The 20,369-nt window shown below is 60.5% G+C and carries 22 protein-coding genes and 1 pseudogene; 18 read left to right on the top strand and 5 right to left on the bottom strand.

Features of this window, described 5'->3' with window-relative positions; all coding sequences use genetic code 11:
• The first annotated feature begins 138 nt into the window (after positions 1 to 138).
• A complete protein-coding gene (locus tag AOA59_RS16185) occupies positions 139 to 1,731 on the top strand; it encodes an ABC transporter substrate-binding protein (protein WP_056860831.1) in 1,593 nt (530 codons plus the stop codon).
• Between the two features lie 27 nt (positions 1,732 to 1,758).
• Here the strand turns inward: AOA59_RS16185 and radC are convergent, their stop codons facing one another.
• The gene (gene radC / locus AOA59_RS16180; RefSeq protein ID WP_056860832.1) at positions 1,759 to 2,433 is read right to left on the bottom strand and encodes a DNA repair protein RadC; all 675 of its coding nucleotides are present in this window, start codon (positions 2,431 to 2,433) and stop codon (positions 1,759 to 1,761) included.
• A gap of 143 nt (positions 2,434 to 2,576) precedes the next feature.
• Between radC and coaBC the strand changes: the two genes are divergently transcribed.
• The 4 genes and pseudogenes from coaBC to argB all read left to right on the top strand — a co-directional run bounded on the left by coaBC (position 2,577) and on the right by argB (position 6,833).
• Positions 2,577 to 3,785 carry a bifunctional phosphopantothenoylcysteine decarboxylase/phosphopantothenate--cysteine ligase CoaBC gene (gene coaBC / locus AOA59_RS16175; protein ID WP_015886530.1) on the top strand — a complete coding sequence of 403 codons (1,209 nt, stop codon included), beginning with the start codon at positions 2,577 to 2,579 and terminating at the stop codon, positions 3,783 to 3,785.
• Positions 3,786 to 3,790: 5 nt separating this feature from the next.
• Entirely contained in the window at positions 3,791 to 4,246 is a 456-nt protein-coding gene (gene dut, locus AOA59_RS16170) for a dUTP diphosphatase (RefSeq protein WP_056860833.1), read from the top strand.
• A gap of 240 nt (positions 4,247 to 4,486) precedes the next feature.
• A pseudogene (locus tag AOA59_RS16160) lies at positions 4,487 to 5,908 on the top strand (phosphomannomutase/phosphoglucomutase); the annotation flags it as partial.
• Positions 5,909 to 5,927: 19 nt separating this feature from the next.
• Complete coding sequence (gene argB / locus AOA59_RS16155) at positions 5,928 to 6,833, top strand: acetylglutamate kinase (RefSeq protein ID WP_015886532.1); 906 nt, start codon at positions 5,928 to 5,930, stop codon at positions 6,831 to 6,833.
• A 166-nt stretch (positions 6,834 to 6,999) separates the two neighbouring features.
• Here argB and pyrE read toward each other — a convergent pair whose 3' ends face one another.
• On the bottom strand, positions 7,000 to 7,644 hold the full coding sequence (gene pyrE / locus AOA59_RS16150) for an orotate phosphoribosyltransferase (protein ID WP_017135848.1): 645 nt from the start codon (positions 7,642 to 7,644) through the stop codon (positions 7,000 to 7,002).
• Positions 7,645 to 7,726: 82 nt separating this feature from the next.
• On the opposite strand from pyrE, the gene AOA59_RS16145 reads away from it, so the two are divergent.
• On the top strand, positions 7,727 to 8,506 hold the full coding sequence (locus AOA59_RS16145; protein ID WP_003176915.1) for an exodeoxyribonuclease III: 780 nt from the start codon (positions 7,727 to 7,729) through the stop codon (positions 8,504 to 8,506).
• A 58-nt stretch (positions 8,507 to 8,564) separates the two neighbouring features.
• On the opposite strand, the gene AOA59_RS16140 is transcribed toward AOA59_RS16145, so the two are convergent.
• Both AOA59_RS16140 and rph read right to left on the bottom strand, forming a co-directional pair.
• Entirely contained in the window at positions 8,565 to 8,933 is a 369-nt protein-coding gene (locus AOA59_RS16140) for a DUF4870 domain-containing protein (protein WP_065931900.1), read from the bottom strand.
• Between the two features lie 22 nt (positions 8,934 to 8,955).
• Complete coding sequence (gene rph / locus AOA59_RS16135; protein ID WP_003213280.1) at positions 8,956 to 9,678, bottom strand: ribonuclease PH; 723 nt, start codon at positions 9,676 to 9,678, stop codon at positions 8,956 to 8,958.
• A gap of 218 nt (positions 9,679 to 9,896) precedes the next feature.
• Between rph and AOA59_RS16130 the strand changes: the two genes are divergently transcribed.
• From AOA59_RS16130 to AOA59_RS16105, 6 genes are all read left to right on the top strand, one after another.
• The gene (locus AOA59_RS16130; protein ID WP_056860836.1) at positions 9,897 to 10,760 is read left to right on the top strand and encodes a YicC/YloC family endoribonuclease; all 864 of its coding nucleotides are present in this window, start codon (positions 9,897 to 9,899) and stop codon (positions 10,758 to 10,760) included.
• 10 nt (positions 10,761 to 10,770) lie between these two features.
• Positions 10,771 to 11,391 (top strand): guanylate kinase, encoded by a 621-nt coding sequence (gmk, locus tag AOA59_RS16125; protein ID WP_065931902.1) that lies wholly within the window; start codon positions 10,771 to 10,773, stop codon positions 11,389 to 11,391.
• A 167-nt stretch (positions 11,392 to 11,558) separates the two neighbouring features.
• A complete protein-coding gene (gene rpoZ / locus AOA59_RS16120) occupies positions 11,559 to 11,822 on the top strand; it encodes a DNA-directed RNA polymerase subunit omega (RefSeq protein ID WP_003176920.1) in 264 nt (87 codons plus the stop codon).
• A gap of 60 nt (positions 11,823 to 11,882) precedes the next feature.
• Entirely contained in the window at positions 11,883 to 13,988 is a 2,106-nt protein-coding gene (gene spoT, locus AOA59_RS16115) for a bifunctional GTP diphosphokinase/guanosine-3',5'-bis pyrophosphate 3'-pyrophosphohydrolase (protein ID WP_056860838.1), read from the top strand.
• 24 nt (positions 13,989 to 14,012) lie between these two features.
• Positions 14,013 to 14,393 (top strand): RidA family protein, encoded by a 381-nt coding sequence (locus tag AOA59_RS16110; RefSeq protein WP_003176922.1) that lies wholly within the window; start codon positions 14,013 to 14,015, stop codon positions 14,391 to 14,393.
• A 56-nt stretch (positions 14,394 to 14,449) separates the two neighbouring features.
• Complete coding sequence (locus tag AOA59_RS16105; protein ID WP_099488286.1) at positions 14,450 to 15,193, top strand: hypothetical protein; 744 nt, start codon at positions 14,450 to 14,452, stop codon at positions 15,191 to 15,193.
• A 107-nt stretch (positions 15,194 to 15,300) separates the two neighbouring features.
• On the opposite strand, the gene AOA59_RS16100 is transcribed toward AOA59_RS16105, so the two are convergent.
• Positions 15,301 to 16,152 (bottom strand): SDR family oxidoreductase, encoded by an 852-nt coding sequence (locus AOA59_RS16100; RefSeq protein ID WP_099488285.1) that lies wholly within the window; start codon positions 16,150 to 16,152, stop codon positions 15,301 to 15,303.
• A 189-nt stretch (positions 16,153 to 16,341) separates the two neighbouring features.
• Here AOA59_RS16100 and exbB point away from each other — a divergent pair, with 189 nt between their 5' ends.
• The 6 genes from exbB (at position 16,342) to AOA59_RS16070 (ending at position 20,366) form a co-directional block, all read left to right on the top strand.
• Entirely contained in the window at positions 16,342 to 17,325 is a 984-nt protein-coding gene (gene exbB / locus AOA59_RS16095) for a tonB-system energizer ExbB (protein ID WP_065931905.1), read from the top strand.
• Between the two features lie 6 nt (positions 17,326 to 17,331).
• On the top strand, positions 17,332 to 17,757 hold the full coding sequence (gene exbD / locus AOA59_RS16090; protein ID WP_003195519.1) for a TonB system transport protein ExbD: 426 nt from the start codon (positions 17,332 to 17,334) through the stop codon (positions 17,755 to 17,757).
• The gene (locus tag AOA59_RS16085; RefSeq protein ID WP_099488283.1) at positions 17,754 to 18,503 is read left to right on the top strand and encodes an energy transducer TonB; all 750 of its coding nucleotides are present in this window, start codon (positions 17,754 to 17,756) and stop codon (positions 18,501 to 18,503) included. Before exbD ends, AOA59_RS16085 begins: the two co-directional genes overlap by 4 nt.
• A 169-nt stretch (positions 18,504 to 18,672) precedes the next feature.
• On the top strand, positions 18,673 to 19,008 hold the full coding sequence (locus tag AOA59_RS16080; protein WP_170875876.1) for a cupredoxin domain-containing protein: 336 nt from the start codon (positions 18,673 to 18,675) through the stop codon (positions 19,006 to 19,008).
• Positions 19,009 to 19,011: 3 nt separating this feature from the next.
• Positions 19,012 to 19,839: an FTR1 family protein gene (locus AOA59_RS16075; RefSeq protein ID WP_065931907.1), complete on the top strand. Its 828-nt coding sequence runs from the start codon at positions 19,012 to 19,014 to the stop codon at positions 19,837 to 19,839.
• The gene (locus AOA59_RS16070) at positions 19,836 to 20,366 is read left to right on the top strand and encodes an iron transporter (protein WP_069787135.1); all 531 of its coding nucleotides are present in this window, start codon (positions 19,836 to 19,838) and stop codon (positions 20,364 to 20,366) included. Before AOA59_RS16075 ends, AOA59_RS16070 begins: the two co-directional genes overlap by 4 nt.
• The last annotated feature ends 3 nt before the right edge of the window (positions 20,367 to 20,369 follow it).

The following is a 20,369-nucleotide window of genomic DNA, read 5'->3' as shown; positions in this document are numbered from 1 at the left end:
CTGAGGCGCCATCAAAACAGCATTCGCGCCAAAAGCACAGGCAAAAATGGGCTAGTCATTTATCAATCAGACCACTACGGTAGGCTTTTTCCAGACTGCACTCGCAGATGGGCCTTCGATCTGCAAAGGAAACCGAATATGCGCCTCGCTGCCCTACCCCTATTGCTCGCCCCTCTATTTATCGCGCCGCTGGCCTCTGCGGCCACTAATTTGAGCGTTTGCACCGAGGCCAGCCCCGAAGGGTTCGATGTGGTGCAGTACAACTCGCTGACCACCACCAATGCCTCGGCCGACGTGCTGATGAACCGCCTGGTGGACTACGACGCCACCGCCGGCAAACTGGTGCCGAGCCTGGCGGACAGCTGGGAAGTGTCGCCGGACGGGCTGGTGTACACCTTCAAGCTGCACCCTGACGTGAAATTCCACCGCACCGAGTATTTCACCCCAAGCCGCACCCTGACGGCCGAAGACGTGCGCTTCAGTTTTGAGCGCATGCTCGACCCGGCCAACCCATGGCACAAGATCGCCCAGAGCGGCTTCCCCCATGCGCAGTCGCTGCAATTGCCCACACTGGTCAAGAAGATCGACGCCCTGGACCCATTGACCGTGCGCTTCACCCTGGATCACGCCGATTCCACTTTCCTCGCCGCGTTGAGCATGGGTTTTGCCTCGATTTACCCGGCCGAATACGCCGACAAGCTGCTCAAGGCCGGCACGCCCGAAAAACTCAACAGCCAGCCAATCGGCACCGGCCCGTTCGTGTTTGTACGGTTCCAGAAAGACGCCGTGGTCCGCTATAAAGCCAACCCGGATTACTTTGCCGGCAAACCGGCTGTGGATAACTTGATCTTCGCCATCACCCCGGATGCCAACGTGCGCCTGCAAAAGCTGCACCGCGATGAATGCCAGATCGCCCTGTCACCCAAGCCACTGGATGTGGGTGAGGCCGAAAAAGATCCCGCGCTCAAAGTAGAAAAAACCCCGGCTTTCATGACCGCATTCGTCGCGATCAACAGCCAGCACCCGCCGCTGGACAAACCCGAAGTGCGCCAGGCGATCAACCTGGCTTTCGACAAAGGCAGCTACCTCAAGGCCGTATTTGAAGGCACCGCCGAAGCGGCCAATGGCATTTACCCACCCAATACCTGGAGCTACGCCAAGGACTTGCCGGGTTATCCACAGGACATCGCCAAGGCCAAAACGCTGCTGGAAAGAGCCGGACTCAAGAATGGCTTCAAGACCACCATCTGGACTCGCCCCACCGGCAGCCTGCTGAACCCCAACCCCAACCTAGGCGCTCAGTTGCTGCAAGCGGACCTGGCCAAGGTCGGCATCCAGGCCGAGATTCGCGTGATCGAGTGGGGTGAACTGATCCGCCGCGCCAAAGCCGGCGAACATGACCTGTTGTTCATGGGCTGGGCCGGTGACAATGGCGACCCGGATAACTTCCTCACCCCGCAGTTCTCGTGCGCAGCGGTAAAATCCGGCACCAACTTCGCCCGCTACTGCGACCCGACCCTGGACAAGCTGATCAGCGCCGGCAAGACCACCAGTGAACAAGGTGTGCGCAGCAAGCTCTACCAACAGGCCCAGGCACAGATTCAGCAGCAGGCGCTGTGGCTGCCATTGGCGCACCCCACTGCGTTCGCTCTGGCACGCAAGAATATCAATGGCTATCAGGTGAGCCCATTTGGGCGCCAGGACTTCTCCAAGGTCAGCGTCAAGCCTTGAGAGCCGGCCCCGTACCAATGGGCGGGGCTATAACCACCCGTATTCCGCCATCGACAGCGGGTCGCCATCGCCCACGATGATGTGGTCGAGCACCCGCACATCCACCGACTCCAAGGCCTTCTGCAATATCTTGGTTAATTTTCGATCAGCCGCACTCGGTTCGACGCTCCCGGACGGATGGTTATGGCACAGGATCAGCGCCGCCGCGTTGTAAGCGAGCGCGCGCTTGACCACTTGTCGCGGATAAACGATGGCCGTGTCGATGGTGCCCTCAAACAGCGCCTCAAAGCCCAGCACCCGGTGCTTTGAGTCAAGAAACAGGCAGCCGAATATCTCGTGGGGCTCGTGGCGCAGCAACGCCTTAAGGTACTCACGTACGGCCAGCGGGCTTTCCAGTACCGAGTCGTCACGCAAGCGTTCGGCCATATGCCGCCGAGACATTTCCAGCACCGCCTGCAACTGGGCAAATTTCGCCGGCCCCAGCCCCAAGTGCTGGCTGAACAGGGTCTGGCTGGCCTCCAACAGCGGGCGCAGACCACCGAATTGCGCCAATAGATGGCGCGCCAGGTCGACTGCGCTTCTGCCGGAAACCCCGGTACGCAGGAAGATCGCCAACAACTCGGCATCCGACAGACTCGCCGCGCCCCATTCCAAAAGCTTCTCCCGTGGGCGTTCCGCCACAGGCCAATCGCGAATACTCATCCCACCTCCCTCTGCACGCGCGCCGCTGTTGCCTGGCGGTCGCTGTGTTATCTTAAGCCCTCTTTTTTGCATGTGATTTCCCCTGGGGAGGGGGCATCGCAGGCGTCACTGAACCGGCATCACTGAACTGGAAAGGCAAACCAATGCAGCGTCTGTATCGGAAACGCATCGTTCTCGGCGTCGGCGGCGGCATTGCCGCCTACAAGAGCGCAGAACTGGTTCGCAGGCTCCTGGACCAGGGCGCCGAAGTGCGCGTGGTCATGACCCGTGGTGGCAGTGAGTTCATCACCCCGCTGACCATGCAGGCCCTGTCTGGCCACCCGGTTCACCTGGACCTGTTGGACCCGGCGGCCGAAGCCGCCATGGGCCACATCGAGCTGGCCAAATGGGCCGACCTGGTGTTGATCGCCCCGGCCACCGCCGACCTGATCGCCCGCCTGGCCCAGGGCATCGCCGATGACCTGCTGACCACTCTGGTACTGGCCACCGACGCCACCGTCGCCATCGCACCGGCCATGAACCAGGCCATGTGGCGCGACCCGGCCACCCAGGCCAACACCCAACTCCTGCAAAGTCGCGGCCTCAAAGTGTTTGGCCCGGCTTCGGGCAGCCAGGCCTGTGGCGACGTGGGCATGGGCCGCATGCTTGAGGCCACCGACCTCGCGCTGTGCGCCGCCGAGTGCTTTCAGCACCTGGCTCTCACGGGCAAACATGTGCTGATTACCGCCGGCCCGACCCAGGAAAACATCGACCCGGTGCGTTACATCACCAACCATAGCTCAGGAAAAATGGGCTTTGCCTTGGCCGAAGCTGCGGTCGAGGCAGGCGCACGCGTCACCCTGATCACCGGCCCGGTGCACTTGCCAACACCCGATCGCGTCACGCGAATCGACGTAGTCAGCGCCCGGGACATGCTGGCGGCCTGTGAAGCGGCCATTCCCTGCGACCTGTTTATCGCCTCGGCAGCGGTTGCAGACTACCGCCCGGAGGTTGTCGCCCCGCAAAAGCTTAAGAAAGACCCTACAAGCGGTGACGGCCTGCTCCTGCAAATGGTGCGCAACCCGGACATCCTGGCCACCATCGCCACACGCCCGGACCGTCCATTCAGCGTCGGTTTCGCCGCCGAAACCGAGCACTTGCTGGACTACGCCGCACGCAAGTTGAAAGACAAAAACCTCGACTTGATCGTTGCCAATGATGTCGCCAACCCGAGCATCGGCTTCAACAGCGAGGAAAATGCTTGCAGCGTGATCGACCGCGAGCTGCACGCCACCCTTTTCGCCCAGACCAGCAAGGGCAAGATTGCCCGTCAACTGATCTCATTTATCGCCCAACGGCTGAACCAGGTTTAATTTACATGCACGCTTTGCAAGCCAAGATCCTCGACCCTCGCATCGGCAACGAATTTCCTCTGCCGGCCTACGCCACTCCAGGCTCCGCCGGCCTGGACCTGCGCGCCATGCTCAAGCAAGACACCGTGCTTGAGCCGGGCCAGACAATCCTGATTCCTACCGGCCTGTCGATCTACGTCGGCGACCCAGGCCTGGCGGCATTGATCCTGCCGCGCTCCGGCCTGGGCCACAAACATGGCATCGTGCTGGGCAACCTCGTAGGCCTGATCGATTCGGACTATCAGGGCGAATTGATGGTGTCGTGCTGGAACCGTGGCAACACCGCGTTCAACATCGCTGTCGGCGAGCGCATCGCCCAGTTGGTGCTGGTACCGGTGGTACAGGCACACTTCGAACTGGTGCAGGAGTTCGACGAAACTCAGCGCGGCGCAGGTGGTTTTGGGCATTCCGGCAGCCACTGACTAAGCTGAACCTTGCCGGACGCATTTGTCCGGCAAGACGCCACCGCATGGCTATTCAGGATGAAGAATGTGCGGATTTATTCAGCGAGATTTCCATAACGAAATCAATGCATTACGCATTTTCCGAAAGTGCATCGACACGCCGATGGCATTTTTGCACCACGAACTCTCTGCCGAAAACACCGTCATACCCTTCAGTTTGAGCCTGCCGGTCAGCCACTTTAAGGCCAGCTTTGCCCCCTTCAGATGGAGTTCACCCCCGCGATGAGTACCGCAGCCCGAGTAGCCCCGACATTCCCCGACAGCATCTTCCGCGCCTACGACATTCGTGGCGTCGTGCCCAAGACCCTGACCGCCGAAACCGCCTACTGGATCGGCCGCGCCATCGGTGCCCAGAGCCTGGCCCAGGGCGAGCCCAATGTCTCGGTAGGCCGTGATGGCCGCTTGTCCGGCCCGGAGTTGGTGGAACAACTGATCCAGGGCCTCGCCGACAGCGGTTGCCACGTCAGCGACGTCGGCCTGGTGCCGACACCGGCGCTGTACTACGCGGCCAACGTACTGGCCGGCAAGTCAGGGGTGATGCTCACCGGCAGCCATAACCCGTCGGACTACAACGGCTTCAAGATCGTGATCGCCGGTGACACCCTGGCCAACGAACAGATCCAGGCCCTGCACGATCGCCTCAAGACCAACGACCTGACCAGCGGCAAAGGCAGTGTCACCAAAGTCGACATCCTGCAACGCTACTCTGACCAGATCACCGGCGACGTCAAACTCGCGCGCCGCCTGAAAGTGGTGGTGGACTGCGGCAACGGCGCGGCTGGCGTGATCGCTCCGCAACTGCTCGAAGCCCTCAACTGTGAAGTGATCCCGCTGTTCTGCGACGTCGACGGCAACTTCCCCAACCATCACCCGGACCCAGGCAAGCCTGAAAACCTGGTGGACTTGATCGCCAAAGTCAAGGAAACCGGCGCCGACGTGGGCCTGGCTTTCGACGGTGACGGCGACCGAGTTGGCGTGGTGACCAACACCGGCGAAAACGTGTTCGCCGACCGCCTGCTGATGCTGTTTGCCCGTGACGTGGTGGCGCGCAACGCCAACGCCGAAATCATCTTCGACGTGAAGTGCACCCGCCGCCTCACGCCGTTGATCAAGGAATATGGCGGTCGCCCGCTAATGTGGAAGACCGGTCATTCGTTGATCAAAAAGAAAATGAAGGAAACCGGCGCGCTGTTGGCCGGTGAAATGAGCGGCCACGTGTTCTTCAAAGAGCGCTGGTTCGGTTTCGACGACGGCATTTACAGCGCCGCCCGTCTGCTGGAGATCCTCAGCAAGGAAAAATCCACGGCGCAAGAGCTGTTTCAGACCTTCCCGAACGATATTTCTACGCCAGAGATCAATATACATGTGACCGAGGAGAGCAAATTCAGCATCATTGACGCACTGCACGATGCGCAATGGGGCGAAGGCGCCAACCTGACCACCATTGATGGTGTGCGAGTCGATTACGCCAAAGGCTGGGGCCTGGTTCGCGCGTCCAACACCACGCCGGTGCTGGTCCTGCGCTTCGAGGCGGATACCGAGGCGCAGTTGCAGCGCATCAAGGACGTGTTCCACGCCCAGTTGAAACGTGTTGCCCCTGATCTCCAATTACCGTTCTGATTTTTTACCGGAGCCCTGAATGACCCTCGAACGCGAAGCCGCTGCCAATACTGCCAAGGTCCTGTCCGAAGCGTTGCCTTACATTCGACGCTACGTCGGCAAGACGCTGGTGATCAAGTACGGCGGCAATGCCATGGAAAGCGACGAGCTGAAAACCGGTTTTGCCCGCGACATCGTGTTGATGAAAGCCGTGGGGATCAACCCGGTGGTCGTCCATGGTGGCGGCCCGCAAATCGGCGACCTGCTCAAGCGCTTGTCGATCGAGAGCCACTTCATCGATGGCATGCGCGTCACTGACGCGCAAACCATGGACGTGGTGGAAATGGTCCTGGGTGGCCAGGTCAACAAGGACATCGTCAACCTGATCAACCGCCACGGCGGCAGCGCCATCGGCCTGACCGGCAAGGACGCGGAGCTGATCCGCGCGAAAAAACTGACGGTGACCCGCCAGACGCCGGAAATGACCCAGCCGGAAATCATCGACATCGGCCAGGTAGGCGAAGTGATCGGCATCAACACCGACTTGCTCAACCTGTTGGTCAAGGGCGATTTCATTCCGGTGATCGCGCCAATCGGCGTGGGCGCCAACGGTGAGTCCTACAATATCAACGCCGATCTGGTGGCCGGTAAGGTGGCTGAAGCACTGAAAGCCGAGAAGCTGATGCTGCTGACCAACATCGCCGGCCTGATGGATAAGGAAGGCAAGGTGTTGACCGGTTTGACCACTCAACAAGTGGACGAACTGATCGCCGATGGCACCATCTACGGCGGCATGCTGCCGAAGATCCGCTGCGCGCTGGAAGCCGTGCAAGGCGGCGTGGGCAGCTCGCTGATCCTGGATGGCCGCGTGCCGAATGCGATCCTGCTGGAAATTTTCACCGATACCGGTGTGGGCACGCTGATCAGTAACCGCAAGCGTCCTTAAACGGCGAAAACAAAAGGCCCCGCTCAATCCAGTTGAGCGGGGCCTTTTGTGGGTACTCGGTCCAAATGTGGGAGCGGGCTTGCTCGCGAAAGCGGTGGGTCAGTCACCGGATATGTTTCTGACCCACCGTATTCGCGAGCAAGCCCGCTCCCACAGGTGTTCCGTGTCAGACGCCGAATTGCTCGCGATACGCACGCACCGCCGGCAAATGCTGCTTGAGCTGCGCGTCATCTTCCAGGTATTGCAGCACCTGGTTCAGCGACACGATGCTCACCACCGGAATACCGAAATCACGCTCCACTTCCTGGATTGCCGACAGCTCACCGTTGCCGCGCTCCTGGCGGTTCAGCGCGATCAGCACGCCGGCGGCCTTGGCGCCTTCCTGGGACGCGATGATCTGCATCACTTCACGGATGGCGGTACCGGCGGTGATCACGTCATCGATGATCAGCACGTCGCCCTTGAGCGGGGCACCGACCAGGCTGCCGCCTTCGCCATGGGCCTTTGCCTCTTTGCGGTTGAAGCACCATGGCAAATCCAGCTCATGATGTTCAGCCAAAGCCACCGCCGTAGCGGCCGCCAAAGGGATGCCCTTGTAGGCTGGGCCGAACAGCACGTCGAAGGAAATACCGCTGTCGACGATGGCGGCCGCGTAGAAACGACCCAGCTGAGCGAGGGCCGAACCCGAGTTGAACAAGCCTGCATTGAAGAAGTAAGGGCTGGTGCGCCCGGACTTCAACGTGAACTCACCGAAGCGTAAAACGCCGCGATCGATGGCAAAACGAATGAAATCGCGTTGATACGCCTGCATGAAAAAAGCCTCAGATACCACGGATTTAGCTAATTAGGTAGACGGCGTGTATCATACACGCACGCGATTTTTGGGGCCATTTATGCGGATCATCAGTGTGAACGTCAATGGTATTCAGGCTGCAGTCGAGCGTGGTTTGCTCAGTTGGCTGCAAGCACAGAATGCCGACGTCATCTGCCTGCAGGACACCCGCGCCTCCGCCTTTGAACTGGACGACCCAGCCTTCCAACTGGATGGCTACTTCCTTTATGCCTGTGATGCCGAAGTCCCTGCCCAAGGTGGCGTGGCTCTGTACTCACGGTTGCAACCCAAGGCGGTCATCAGCGGCCTCGGCTTCGAGACAGCCGACCGCTACGGGCGCTACCTGCAAGCCGATTTCGACAAGGTCAGCATCGCGACCTTGCTGCTTCCTTCGGGGCAGAACGGCGATGAAGACTTGAACCAGAAGTTCAAGCTAATGGACGATTTCGCCCGTTATCTGGATAAACAGCGACGCAAACGTCGCGAGTACATTTACTGTGGCTCGCTGTACGTGGCGCAACAGAAGCTGGATATCAAGAACTGGCGCGACAGCCAGCAATCCCCGGGTTTCCTGGCGCCTGAACGGGCCTGGATGGACGAGATTGTCGGCAACATGGGCTATGTGGATGCCCTGCGCGAAGTCAGCCGTGAAGGCGACCAGTACAGCTGGTGGCCGGATAACGAACAGGCTGAGATGCTCAACCTGGGCTGGCGTTTCGACTACCAGTTGCTGACCCCGGGTCTGCGCCGGTTCGTTCGCAGCGCACGCCTGCCGCGCCAGCCGCGCTTCTCGCAGCATGCGCCGCTGATCGTGGACTACGACTGGACACTGACCATCTAAGGTCTTTTTCCAGGCACAAAAAAACCGACATCGCTGTCGGTTTTTTTGTGCCTGCTCATTATTTGACCACTCGCCAGGTCAAGGGGTAGCGATAGGCAATCCCCTTGTTGGCCTTGATGCTGCCGATGATCGTCAGCACCACCGTGGCAATGGCCAGGGCGACCATCAGGAAAAACCCGATTACCGCGAAGGCCAGCACGATGCACACCATCCAGGCGATGGCCACGGTGATCTGGAAGTTCAGGGCTTCCTTGCCCTGATCATCAATGAACGGGTCCACTTCCTTCTTCATCTGCCACAGGATCAGCGGCCCCACGACACTGCCGAAGGGGAACACAAACCCCAGAAACGCCGCGAGATGACACAACATGGCTCCCTGGCGCACTTCGTAGGAAGGCGTAGGTGCGGGCAACTGGCTGTCATTCATGGCGCTTCTCCTTGAGGCGGGCTCAGTCGGCCAGGGCGGCGTTCTGCAGTTCGAAGATTTCGGTCATGCCTTTCTGGGCCAGGGCGAGCATGGCGTTCAGGTCGGCCGGCTGGAATGGCGCGCCTTCGGCGGTGCCCTGCACTTCGATGAAACCACCGGTGCTGGTCATCACCACGTTCAGGTCGGTCTCGGCAGCCGAGTCTTCCAGGTAGTCCAGGTCCAGCACAGGCTCGCCCTGATACATGCCAACCGACACGGCAGCGATCATCTGCTTGAGCGGGTCGCCGCCTTTGAGGCCGCCGCGCTTCTTGATCACTTTAAGCGCATCAACCAGGGCCACCATGGCGCCAGTGATGGAGGCGGTGCGGGTGCCCCCGTCCGCCTGGATGACGTCGCAGTCGACGTACAGGGTCACGTCGCCCAGCTTGGACATGTCCAGGGCGGCGCGCAGCGAGCGGCCGATAAGGCGCTGGATTTCGAGGGTGCGGCCGCCTTGCTTGCCACGGCTGGCTTCACGCTGGTTACGCTCGCCGGTGGCGCGCGGCAGCATGCCGTACTCGGCAGTCAACCAACCCTGACCCTGGCCTTTAAGGAAACGCGGCACGCCGTTTTCGACGCTGACGGTGCAAATCACCTTGGTATCGCCAAACTCGACCAGTACAGATCCCTCGGCGTGTTTGGTGTAGTTGCGGGTGATGCGGATCGAGCGGAGCTGATCGGCAGCGCGACCACTTGGACGTTTCATAGGGGATACCTGTACGAAGGACGAAAAACTGCCGAGCATTATAGAGCCGCGAACCGTTTCGGGGCACTTCTAAAAAATTCGGTTACGAATGTTCAGACTAATGCCCATTGTTTGGGCGCACTCACCCCACTGCGCTACAATCCTGCGCCTTCGCAGCCTGTCGGCTTCAAATTTACTCATCAGCCCGCATTTGCGGGTCTGCATCGCGAGGTACTTCCATGGTGCACAGCATGACCGCCTTCGCCCGCGTCGAAAAAGCCGGCGTCCAGGGCACCCTGAGCTGGGAACTGCGCTCGGTCAACAGCCGTTACCTGGAGCCGCACCTGCGCCTGCCGGAGTCGTTCCGCGACCTCGAAGGCGCCGTGCGTGAAGCGTTGCGCCAGGGTATCTCGCGGGGCAAGCTGGAATGCACCCTGCGGTTTACCGAAGAAACCACCGGCAAGCCGCTGCAGGTCGACCGTGACCGCGCCGCGCAGCTGGTAGCCGCCGCCGAAACCATCGCCGGCCTGATCAAACAGCCTGCTGCGCTGAACCCGCTGGAAGTGCTGGCCTGGCCCGGCGTGCTGGTGGCTGACGCCACCGACCCGCAAGCCCTGAACGCCGAAGCCCTCGCGCTGTTCACCCAGGGATTGAAAGAGCTCAAGGCCGGCCGCGAGCGCGAAGGCGCCGAACTGGCCCGCCTGATCAATGAGCGCCTGACTTCGATCGAAGAAGACGTGGTCACCCTGCGCGAGCTGGTGCCGCAGATGCTCGCTACCCAGCGTCAAAAGGTTCTGGACCGCTTCACCGACATGAAGGCCGACCTCGACCCCGTGCGCCTGGAGCAGGAAATGGTGCTGCTGGCGCAAAAAAGCGACGTGGCCGAAGAACTCGACCGCCTTAGCACCCACATCCTTGAAGTGCGCCGCGTGCTCAAATCAGCGGGTGCCGCCGGTCGGCGCCTGGACTTCCTGATGCAGGAACTCAACCGCGAAGCCAATACACTGGGCTCCAAGGCGTTTGATCCGCGCAGTACCACGGCTGCGGTCAACCTCAAAGTGTTGATCGAGCAGATGCGCGAACAAGTACAGAATATTGAGTAAGGCAACTTCCATGACCCACAGCACCGGCACCCTTTACATCATTTCCGCCCCTTCGGGCGCGGGCAAGAGCAGCCTGGTCAAAGCCTTGACCGACGCCGACGAACACATCCGCATCTCGGTCTCGCACACCACCCGCGCCATGCGCCCCGGTGAAGTGAACGGCGTGCACTATCACTTCGTCGAGCGCACCGAATTCGTCAAGATGATCGAACACGGCGACTTCCTGGAACGCGCCGAAGTGTTCGGCAACCTCTATGGCACCTCGCAAAGCCACCTGCAGCAGACGCTGGACGAAGGCCACGATCTGATCCTGGAAATCGACTGGCAGGGCGCCGAACAAGTGCGCCAGCTGATGCCCAAAGCGCGTTCGATCTTCATCCTGCCGCCGTCTTTGGAGGCGTTGCACCAGCGTCTGACCAACCGTGGCCAGGACAGCGACGAGATCATCGAAGGCCGCATGCGCGAAGCTGTCAGCGAAATGAGCCACTACGTCGACTACGACTACCTGATCATCAACGACGATTTTGCCCACGCACTGGATGATTTGAAGGCGATTTTCCGCACCAATCAGCTCCAGCAAAAGCGTCAACAGCAGCGTTTTGGCAAATTACTGGCTGAACTGCTCGGTTGATTGGCTCTTCCCAAAACCGCTGCGAGGGCTTTACATTGGCACTTGTAGCGGTTTTGCGAGGGCGCGGGAAAAATCAGCGCTTCCCTAAACGCTGGTGATTTTTTAAACTGTTTAGTCCGCTCGCCCAACCGGGCAGCGCGCATCTTGCATTCGCTCCGAGGAATACCATGGCCCGCGTAACCGTTGAAGACTGCCTAGAACACGTGGATAACCGCTTTGAGCTGGTCATGCTCTCTACCAAGCGTGCCCGTCAACTGGCCACCGGCGGCAAAGAGCCCCTGGTCCAGTGGGAAAACGACAAGCCTACCGTTGTAGCCCTGCGTGAAATCGCTGAAGGCCTGATGAGCTACGAGTTCATCGCCAACGCTGAAATCGTTGAAGACGAACCGCTGTTTGCAGCGTTCGAGGACGAGTCCAACGAGGCCGTCTAAGCCTATGCCTGGTCGACGTAGCACGGCGCGGGGTCACAGCCAACGGCAGGAGTTCATACTTTGCCGAGCATAGACGCCCTCGCCGATCGCTTATCGGCCTACCTCGGCCCAGACCAGGTCAACCTGGTCCGCCGAGCGTATTTCTACGCCGAACAAGCCCACGACGGCCAACGCCGCCGAAGCGGTGAGGCGTATGTCACCCATCCTCTTGCGGTGGCAAATATTCTTGCCGACATGCACATGGACCATCAGAGCCTGATGGCCGCGATGCTGCATGACGTGATCGAAGACACCGGCATCGCCAAGGAAGCGCTCAGCGCGCAATTTGGTGAAACCGTGGCCGAACTGGTCGACGGGGTCAGCAAACTGACCCAGATGAACTTCGAGACCAAGGCCGAAGCCCAGGCAGAAAACTTCCAGAAAATGGCCATGGCCATGGCGCGGGATATCCGTGTGATTCTGGTCAAGCTGGCCGACCGGCTGCACAACATGCGCACGCTGGAAGTGCTGTCCGGTGAAAAACGCCGGCGCATCGCCAAGGAAACCCTGGAAATCTACGCGCCCATCGCCAATCGGCTGGGCATGCATGCCATTCGTATCGAATTCGAAGACCTCGGCTTCAAGGCCATGCACCCAATGCGCTCGGCGCGCATCTACCAGGCGGTCAAGCGCGCACGGGGCAACCGCAAGGAAATCGTCAACAAGATCGAAGAGTCGCTGAGCCACTGCCTGGCGATCGACGAGATTGAAGGCGAAGTCAGCGGCCGGCAGAAGCACATCTACGGTATCTACAAGAAGATGCGCGGCAAGCGCCGGGCCTTCAACGAGATCATGGACGTGTACGCGTTCCGGATCATCGTCGACAAGGTAGACACCTGCTACCGCGTGCTGGGCGCTGTACATAATCTGTACAAACCCTTGCCGGGGCGCTTCAAGGACTACATCGCCATTCCCAAGGCCAACGGCTATCAGTCGTTGCATACCACGTTGTTCGGTATGCACGGGGTGCCGATCGAGATACAGATCCGTACGCGGGAAATGGAAGAGATGGCCAACAATGGCATCGCCGCCCACTGGCTGTACAAGTCCAGCGGTGACGAACAGCCAAAGGGCACTCACGCCCGTGCTCGCCAGTGGGTCAAAGGCGTGCTGGAAATGCAGCAACGTGCCGGCAACTCCCTGGAATTTATCGAAAGCGTGAAGATCGACCTGTTCCCGGACGAGGTCTACGTGTTCACGCCCAAAGGCCGAATCATGGAGCTGCCCAAAGGCTCCACGGCGGTCGACTTTGCCTACGCGGTGCACACCGACGTCGGTAACAGCTGCATTGCCTGCCGGATCAACCGTCGCCTCGCACCGCTGTCCGAACCGCTGCAAAGCGGCTCCACGGTCGAGATTGTCAGTGCACCCGGCGCGCGCCCGAACCCGGCCTGGCTCAACTTCGTGGTTACCGGTAAAGCGCGGACACACATCCGCCACGCCCTGAAGTTGCAACGCCGCTCCGAATCCATCAGCCTCGGCGAACGCCTGCTGAACAAGGTCCTCAACGGTTTTGACAGCGCCCTGGACAAGATCCCGGCCGAGCGCGTGCAAGCGATGCTCCACGAGTACCGCCAGGAAACCATCGAGGACCTGCTGGAAGATATCGGCTTGGGCAACCGCATGGCCTATGTAGTCGCACGCCGCTTGCTCGGCGAAGGCGAACAGTTGCCAAGCCCGGAAGGCCCGCTGGCGATTCGCGGCACCGAAGGCCTGGTACTCAGCTACGCCAAATGCTGTACGCCGATCCCGGGCGACCCGATTGTCGGCCACCTGTCGGCGGGCAAAGGCATGGTGGTGCACCTGGACAACTGCCGCAATATCACCGAAATCCGCCACAACCCGGAGAAATGCATCCAGCTTTCCTGGGCCAAGGATGTCACCGGCGAATTCAACGTCGAGCTGCGTGTAGAGCTGGAGCATCAGCGCGGCCTGATCGCCTTGCTGGCCAGCAGCGTCAACGCGGCCGACGGCAATATCGAAAAAATCAGTATGGATGAACGCGATGGCCGCATCAGCGTAGTCCAGCTGGTGGTCAGCGTGCACGACCGCGTGCACCTGGCCCGCGTGATCAAGAAACTGCGCGCCCTGACCGGAGTGATCCGCATCACCCGCATGCGTGCATAGCCCCTCTCTTACAAGGAGCAACTCATGACCAAGACTGTTATCACCAGCGACAAGGCCCCGGCCGCCATCGGCACTTACTCCCAGGCGATCAAGGCGGGTAACACCGTCTACATGTCCGGCCAGATTCCGCTGGACCCAAAGACCATGGAACTGGTTGAAGGCTTTGAAGCGCAAACCGTACAAGTCTTCGAAAACCTGAAATCCGTAGCCGAAGCCGCCGGTGGTTCGTTCAAGGACATCGTCAAGCTGAACATCTTCCTCACCGACCTGAGCCACTTCGCCAAGGTCAACGAGATCATGGGCAAGTACTTCGAACAGCCGTACCCAGCCCGCGCCGCCATCGGCGTTGCCGCCCTGCCAAAGGGCGCACAGGTTGAGATGGACGCGATCCTGGTCATCGAATAAAACACCCGGCGCAGCCTCTACAGGCTGCGCCGACTTTGTTTCAGAAGGATTTCATGATGCGCAAAGCGCTTGTAGCCACTTCGTTGCTCGCCCTGTTGCTCGGCGGCTGCGCCAGCAACCCCGCCGACCTGGATGTGAGTGGCACCTGGATCAACCAGGCCGCCATCAGCGCGGCAGCCAAGGGCGGCCCTTTGCGTGAAGCGCTGCAGAGTTTTGGCCCGAACCTCGAATGGGAGGTCAACACCAAGGCTTTGCAGGCGCGCTACTACAACGGCTTTGAAGTCGTTGAAGGCAAATTGCTCGGCGATAAATCCGGCGCCTGGAGCGTCGAGTTCTACGGCAGCTCCGCCACCGAACTCAAGCGCAAAGGCAAACAACTGCTGCAAGTGGCCAACGATAACGAGCCTGAGCAACTGTTCGCCCGTGCCAAGGATCCCGCTCCGGAAGGTGCGCCACTGGGTGCCAACTTCGAGCGGGCGCTATATGCAGCCTACATGGGCGGCGACTGGAAAATTACCGACGGCAACGGCAGCGGCTCCACGGTGCAGTTCCAGGCCGACGGCAAGGTCGCCGGCCTGCCAGGCGTCGACCGCTACTCGCTGTGCCTGGCTGGCGACTGCGCCTCCATGAGCGGCGGCTACGACAGTATCTGGCTGCAATTGAACGGCCAGGGCAACCCGTGGATCTTCGCGCGCAAAGGCAAGCAGCTGGAAATCTTCCAGGCGATCAACACCGCCCTGGCCGACGAAGTGCCGCAGTTCACACCCGGCCCGCGCCAATGGCTGCTTGAGAAGAAATAGAACCAAATGTGGGAGCCGGCTTGCCTGCGATGACGGTGGTTCAGTCGAGATAGATGTCGACTGATACTTCGCTATCGCAGGCAAGCCAGCTCCCGCATTTTTTTGTTTCAGCCCTTGAGAATCGCAGCATAGCCTTCGCGATAAGTCGGGTAGGTCGGCATCCAGCCCAACGCCTTGGCCCGGGCGTTGCTGCATTGCTTGCTGCCTGCACGTCTTACACTGGCGTCATCCGCCCACTCCGTCACGCCCAGGTATTCGCGCAACCAGCCCACCACCTCCGCCAAGGGCGCTGGGGCATCGTCGACACCGATGTAGATTTTTTCCAGCGAGCCGCCCTGCTCAATATGGCGTAGCAAAAAGGCCAGCAAACCTGCCGCATCATCGGCGTGAATCCGGTTGCCATATAAAGGTGGATCGATTGCCACACGATAGCCTTGGCGCACCTGGGTCAGCAGCCATTCACGGCCAGGACCGTAAATACCGGTCAAGCGCACGATGCTCGACGGGATACCGCTGTTGAGAGCCACTTGCTCGGCTTCCAACATGACCTGGCCGGAATAGCCTTTCGCTTGGGTCTCGGAGGTTTCGTCGACCCACTCACCATTCTGCTGGCCATACACGCTGCTGCTGGACACAAACAGCAAATGTTTGGGCGTTTGGCCGTAGTCGTTCAGCCACTCCAGCACATGCTGCAACCCTTGCACGTATGCCGCACGATACCCGGCCTCATCGTGGTCGGTGGCGGCTGCGCAATACACCAGGTAATCCACTGCACCGATCGGCCAGGTCTCAGGGCAATCCTTTTTGAACAGGTCGCCGGCAATACCGATCACGCCATCGGGGAGCTTTGAAATATCACGGCGCAGGCCGTGAACCTCCCATTCCGAGGCCAGCAATTGGCTAGCCAGCCGACTACCCACATCGCCGCAACCGGCAATCACAACAGAAGGCGCAGACATCATAAAACTCCGTTCTTAAAGGTCTAGATTAGCCTTCGCAGATGACGAGCGGCCAGAAAAAGGAGAAATAAAGTAACTGTATTACTTCTGTTAACAAGAATTACTTGCAATAATAACCGCCCATTTGTCCTCGACCCCCAAGGGTCTGGCAGGACGATCACTCCATTTTTTCTCTCAGGTCCGGCCAGCATGACACGTAATACAAACCCCGCTTCGCCAACCAAGCTTCACAGCCCATCCCGCGCCTGGCGTGCGATTGCTGCGCTGCTGTTCAGCGTACTGCTGGCACCGACCGCCGCCTTCGCTGATGCCACCGCCCCAACCGCACCGGCTGCTGCCGAGCACACTGGCGCCACGCCTGCCGCTCCTGTGGCTGCGCCGGTTGCCACCGACCCGGCCCAGGCTGCAGGCGACGCAGCACCTGCCGACCAAACCGGTGTAGTGCTGGAAGAAGACAACAGCCTGGGCATGGCCCATGACCTGTCGCCTTGGGGCATGTACCAGAACGCTGACGTGGTGGTAAAAGCCGTGATGATCGGCCTGGCCATCGCCTCGATCATCACCTGGACCATCTGGATCGCCAAGGGCTTCGAGCTGCTGGGGGCCAAGCGCCGCCTGCGCACTGAAATCGTCCACCTGAAAAAAGCCACCACCCTCAAGGAAGCCAGCGACAGTGCGACCAAGAAGGGCACCCTGGCCAACCTGCTGGTACACGACGCGCTGGAAGAAATGCGCCTGTCGGTCAATACCCGCGAAAAAGAAGGGATCAAGGAGCGCGTCAGCTTCCGCCTCGAACGCCTGGTTGCAGCCTGTGGCCGTAACATGAGCAGCGGCACCGGCGTACTCGCCACCATCGGTTCCACCGCACCGTTTGTCGGCCTGTTCGGCACCGTGTGGGGCATCATGAACAGCTTTATCGGCATCGCCAAAACCCAGACCACCAACCTCGCCGTCGTCGCCCCCGGCATTGCCGAAGCCCTGCTGGCAACCGCCCTGGGCCTGGTTGCCGCGATTCCTGCGGTGGTGATCTACAACGTCTTCGCCCGTTCGATTGCCGGCTACAAGGCCCAGGTATCGGACGCGTCGGCAGAAGTCCTGCTGCTGGTCAGCCGCGACCTCGATCACCTGCCTACCGAGCGCAGCTCGCAACCGCACATGGTGAAAGTGGGGTAATCGGCCATGGGCCTGCATTTGAATCAAGGCGACGACGAACTCGTCGAGAACCACGAGATCAACGTCACGCCGTTTATCGACGTAATGCTCGTGCTGCTGATTATCTTCATGGTGGCCGCGCCGCTGGCGACCGTGGATATCAAGGTCGACCTGCCCGCGTCCAGCGCCAAGCCTGCGCCGCGGCCAGAGAAGCCGATTTTCCTCAGCGTCAAGGCAGACCAACGTCTGTTCCTGGGCGAAGAAGAAGTCAAAGCTGAAACCCTGGGCCCGGTGCTCGACGCCAAGACCCAGGGCAAGAAAGACACGACGATCTTCTTCCAGGCCGACAAAGGCGTGGACTACGGCGACCTGATGAGCGTGATGGATGCGCTGCGCGCAGCCGGCTACCTCAAGGTAGGCCTGGTCGGACTTGAGACGGCAGCCAAGAAATGATCACGACGCGCCACAAACTGACGCGTTATGGCACCAGCCTCGCCGTCGTGCTGGGCGTGCATGCCGTCGCGATCATCATCGCGCTCCAGTGGTCCGCGCCGCATCCGGTAACGTTGCCACCGGCGGCCATGGTCATCGACCTGGCGCCGATGCCTGCACCGCCACCGCCGGCGCCGCCCAAGGTTGTCACGCTGCCACAGCCGCCTGCCCCCGTGGAAGAGCTGCCCCTGCCAAAACTGGCCGAGGCGCCGAAGCCAACGATCCAGGTGCCCAAGCCGGTCAAGCCAAAACCCAAACCTCAGCCGCCCAAGCCGGTGGAGAAGAAGCCCGAGCCGCCCAAGGAAAAACCCTCCGAAGAGCCGCCGAGCGAATCGCCACAAAACAATGCGCCGGCTGAAAAGTCCGCCCAGCCGGTTCCGGGCCCTTCGCCACAACAGATCGCAGCCAAAGCGTCCTGGGAAGGCACCCTGCTGGCGCACTTGCAGAAGTACAAGAAGTACCCGCCAGGCGCCCAACAGCGCGGCAAGGAAGGCTTGAACCGCCTGCGCTTTGTGGTCGATGCTGAAGGCAACGTGCTGTCCTACGAATTGGTGGGCCGCTCCGGCAACGCCGATCTGGACCGTGCGACTCTGGACATGATCCGTCGTGCCCAGCCCTTGCCCAAGCCACCGGCCGACATGCTGAAAGGCGGCAGCGTCGAAATCGTCGCGCCGTTTGTTTACAACATCGAAAAACGTCGTCGTTAACCCTCTGCGTGGGCACCTGTCGGGTGCCCACGGTTGCTGCTCCCTCCTCTCTCACACCCGCCAACCTGAACCTGGATTGAACAGGCTTCGCGTCGGCGCAATCTTCACTTGTAACATTTAATTACAATGCCAATCATCCGCGAATAGTTCTCATTAGTGGATATCCGGTGTGCCCAACCTCGCCCGATTGACCCTCGCCCTGCTCGCGTTTCCGCTCGCCGCCCATGCGGATCGCCTGGTCACGCTAAACATTCAAAACCACACCTTCACCCCTTCAAGTTTCGAAGTGCCGGCGGGCGAACGCTTTCGTATTCAACTCACCAGCCATGACGAGAGCGTGGATGAGTTCGAAAGCTATGACATGAAGTTCGAGAAAATCATCGTCCCCGGCAACACCATCACGGTTTTCGCCGGCCCGCTGCACCCTGGCACCTACACCTTTTTCGATGACTACCACCCAGACCAGGCCAAAGGCACGGTCACCGCCGTCGCGCCGAAGGAGTAGCCCATGCTCGCGTGTCTATTGATCGTGTTTCGTGAAGTGCTGGAAGCCGGGATTGTGGTCGGGATCATCATGGCCGCCACTCAGGGCCTGGCACGCCGCGGCCTGTTTATTGGCGGCGGAGTCGCAGCCGGCGTACTCGGGGCCGGCCTGCTTGCGCTGTTCACTGGTGCAATCACCCAAGCGCTGCAAGGGTTTGGTCAGGAAATCTTCAACGCAGCGATTTTGATCGTGGCGGTCCTCATGCTCGGTTGGCACAACCTGTGGATGGCCACCCATGGGCGCGAACTGGCGACGCAATTGCGCAGCGCCGGCAATGCGGTGCTGCGCGGGGAGAAATCGCTCTGGGCATTAGCCGTGGTGATCACCGTGGCAGTGTTGCGCGAAGGCTCGGAAATAGTGCTGTTCCTTTACGGCATTGCCGCCTCGACCCAGACCGACCCGCTGACGATGCTGGTCGGCGGCGTGCTCGGCATCATTGCCGGCGCGGCGCTGTCGTGGCTGCTGTATCGCGGCCTGGTCGCCATCAGCCTGAAACGCCTGTTCTCGATCACCTCCTGGATGATTGCCCTGCTCGCCGCCGGAATGGCCGGGCGCGCCGCCGCGATCCTTGCCGGCATCGACCTGATTCCTGCCTGGGGCTATCAGCTCTGGGATACCTCCTGGCTGGTGTCCGACGCCAGTCTCACCGGCAGGGCGCTGCAAGCGCTGGTGGGCTACACCGATCGACCGCTGGGTGTGCAGCTGGTTGCCTGGGTCGCCACGCTACTGCTCTTGGTGATGGGCAGCCGATTGATTCACTCACGTTCCACCTCCCAAGGAGCTACCCAATGAAACACCTGAGCAAACCCCTGGCTGCCGCGCTGCTATTGGCCGGCACCGTGGCCATGTCGACCCTGGCACAGGCACGCGAATATCCGATTGGCGGCCCGGTACAGGCCAACGACATGGAAATCGCATCCTCCTACCTGGTCGGCATCGAAATGGCGCCGATGCCGCCGGGCATGGTCATGAGCAAGGACTCGGTGCACCTGGAAACCGACGTCCACGCCACCGCCGACAACAAATACGGCCTGGCCAACGGTGAATGGGTGCCGTACCTGACCATCAGTTACTCGCTGGTCAAGCAAGGCGCGCCGGACTACAAGGAAATCGGCACCCTGCTGCCGATGGTCGCCAAAGACGGCGCCCACTACGCCAACAACGTGAAGATGGACGGCCCCGGCACCTACACCGTGGTACTGCGTTACGAGAGCCCGCAGATCAAAGGTTTCTTCCATCACGTCGACAAAGAAACCGGCGTACCGGAATGGTGGTCTCCCTTCACCGAAACCTTCACCTTCAAGTACCCACAGAATTAAGTG

Source organism: Pseudomonas sp. 2822-15 (assembly GCF_002742515.1).
GTDB lineage: Bacteria > Pseudomonadota > Gammaproteobacteria > Pseudomonadales > Pseudomonadaceae > Aquipseudomonas > Aquipseudomonas salomonii.
Note: the sequence above shows the minus strand (reverse complement) of the source record. Positions and strands in the feature narration are given on the sequence as shown.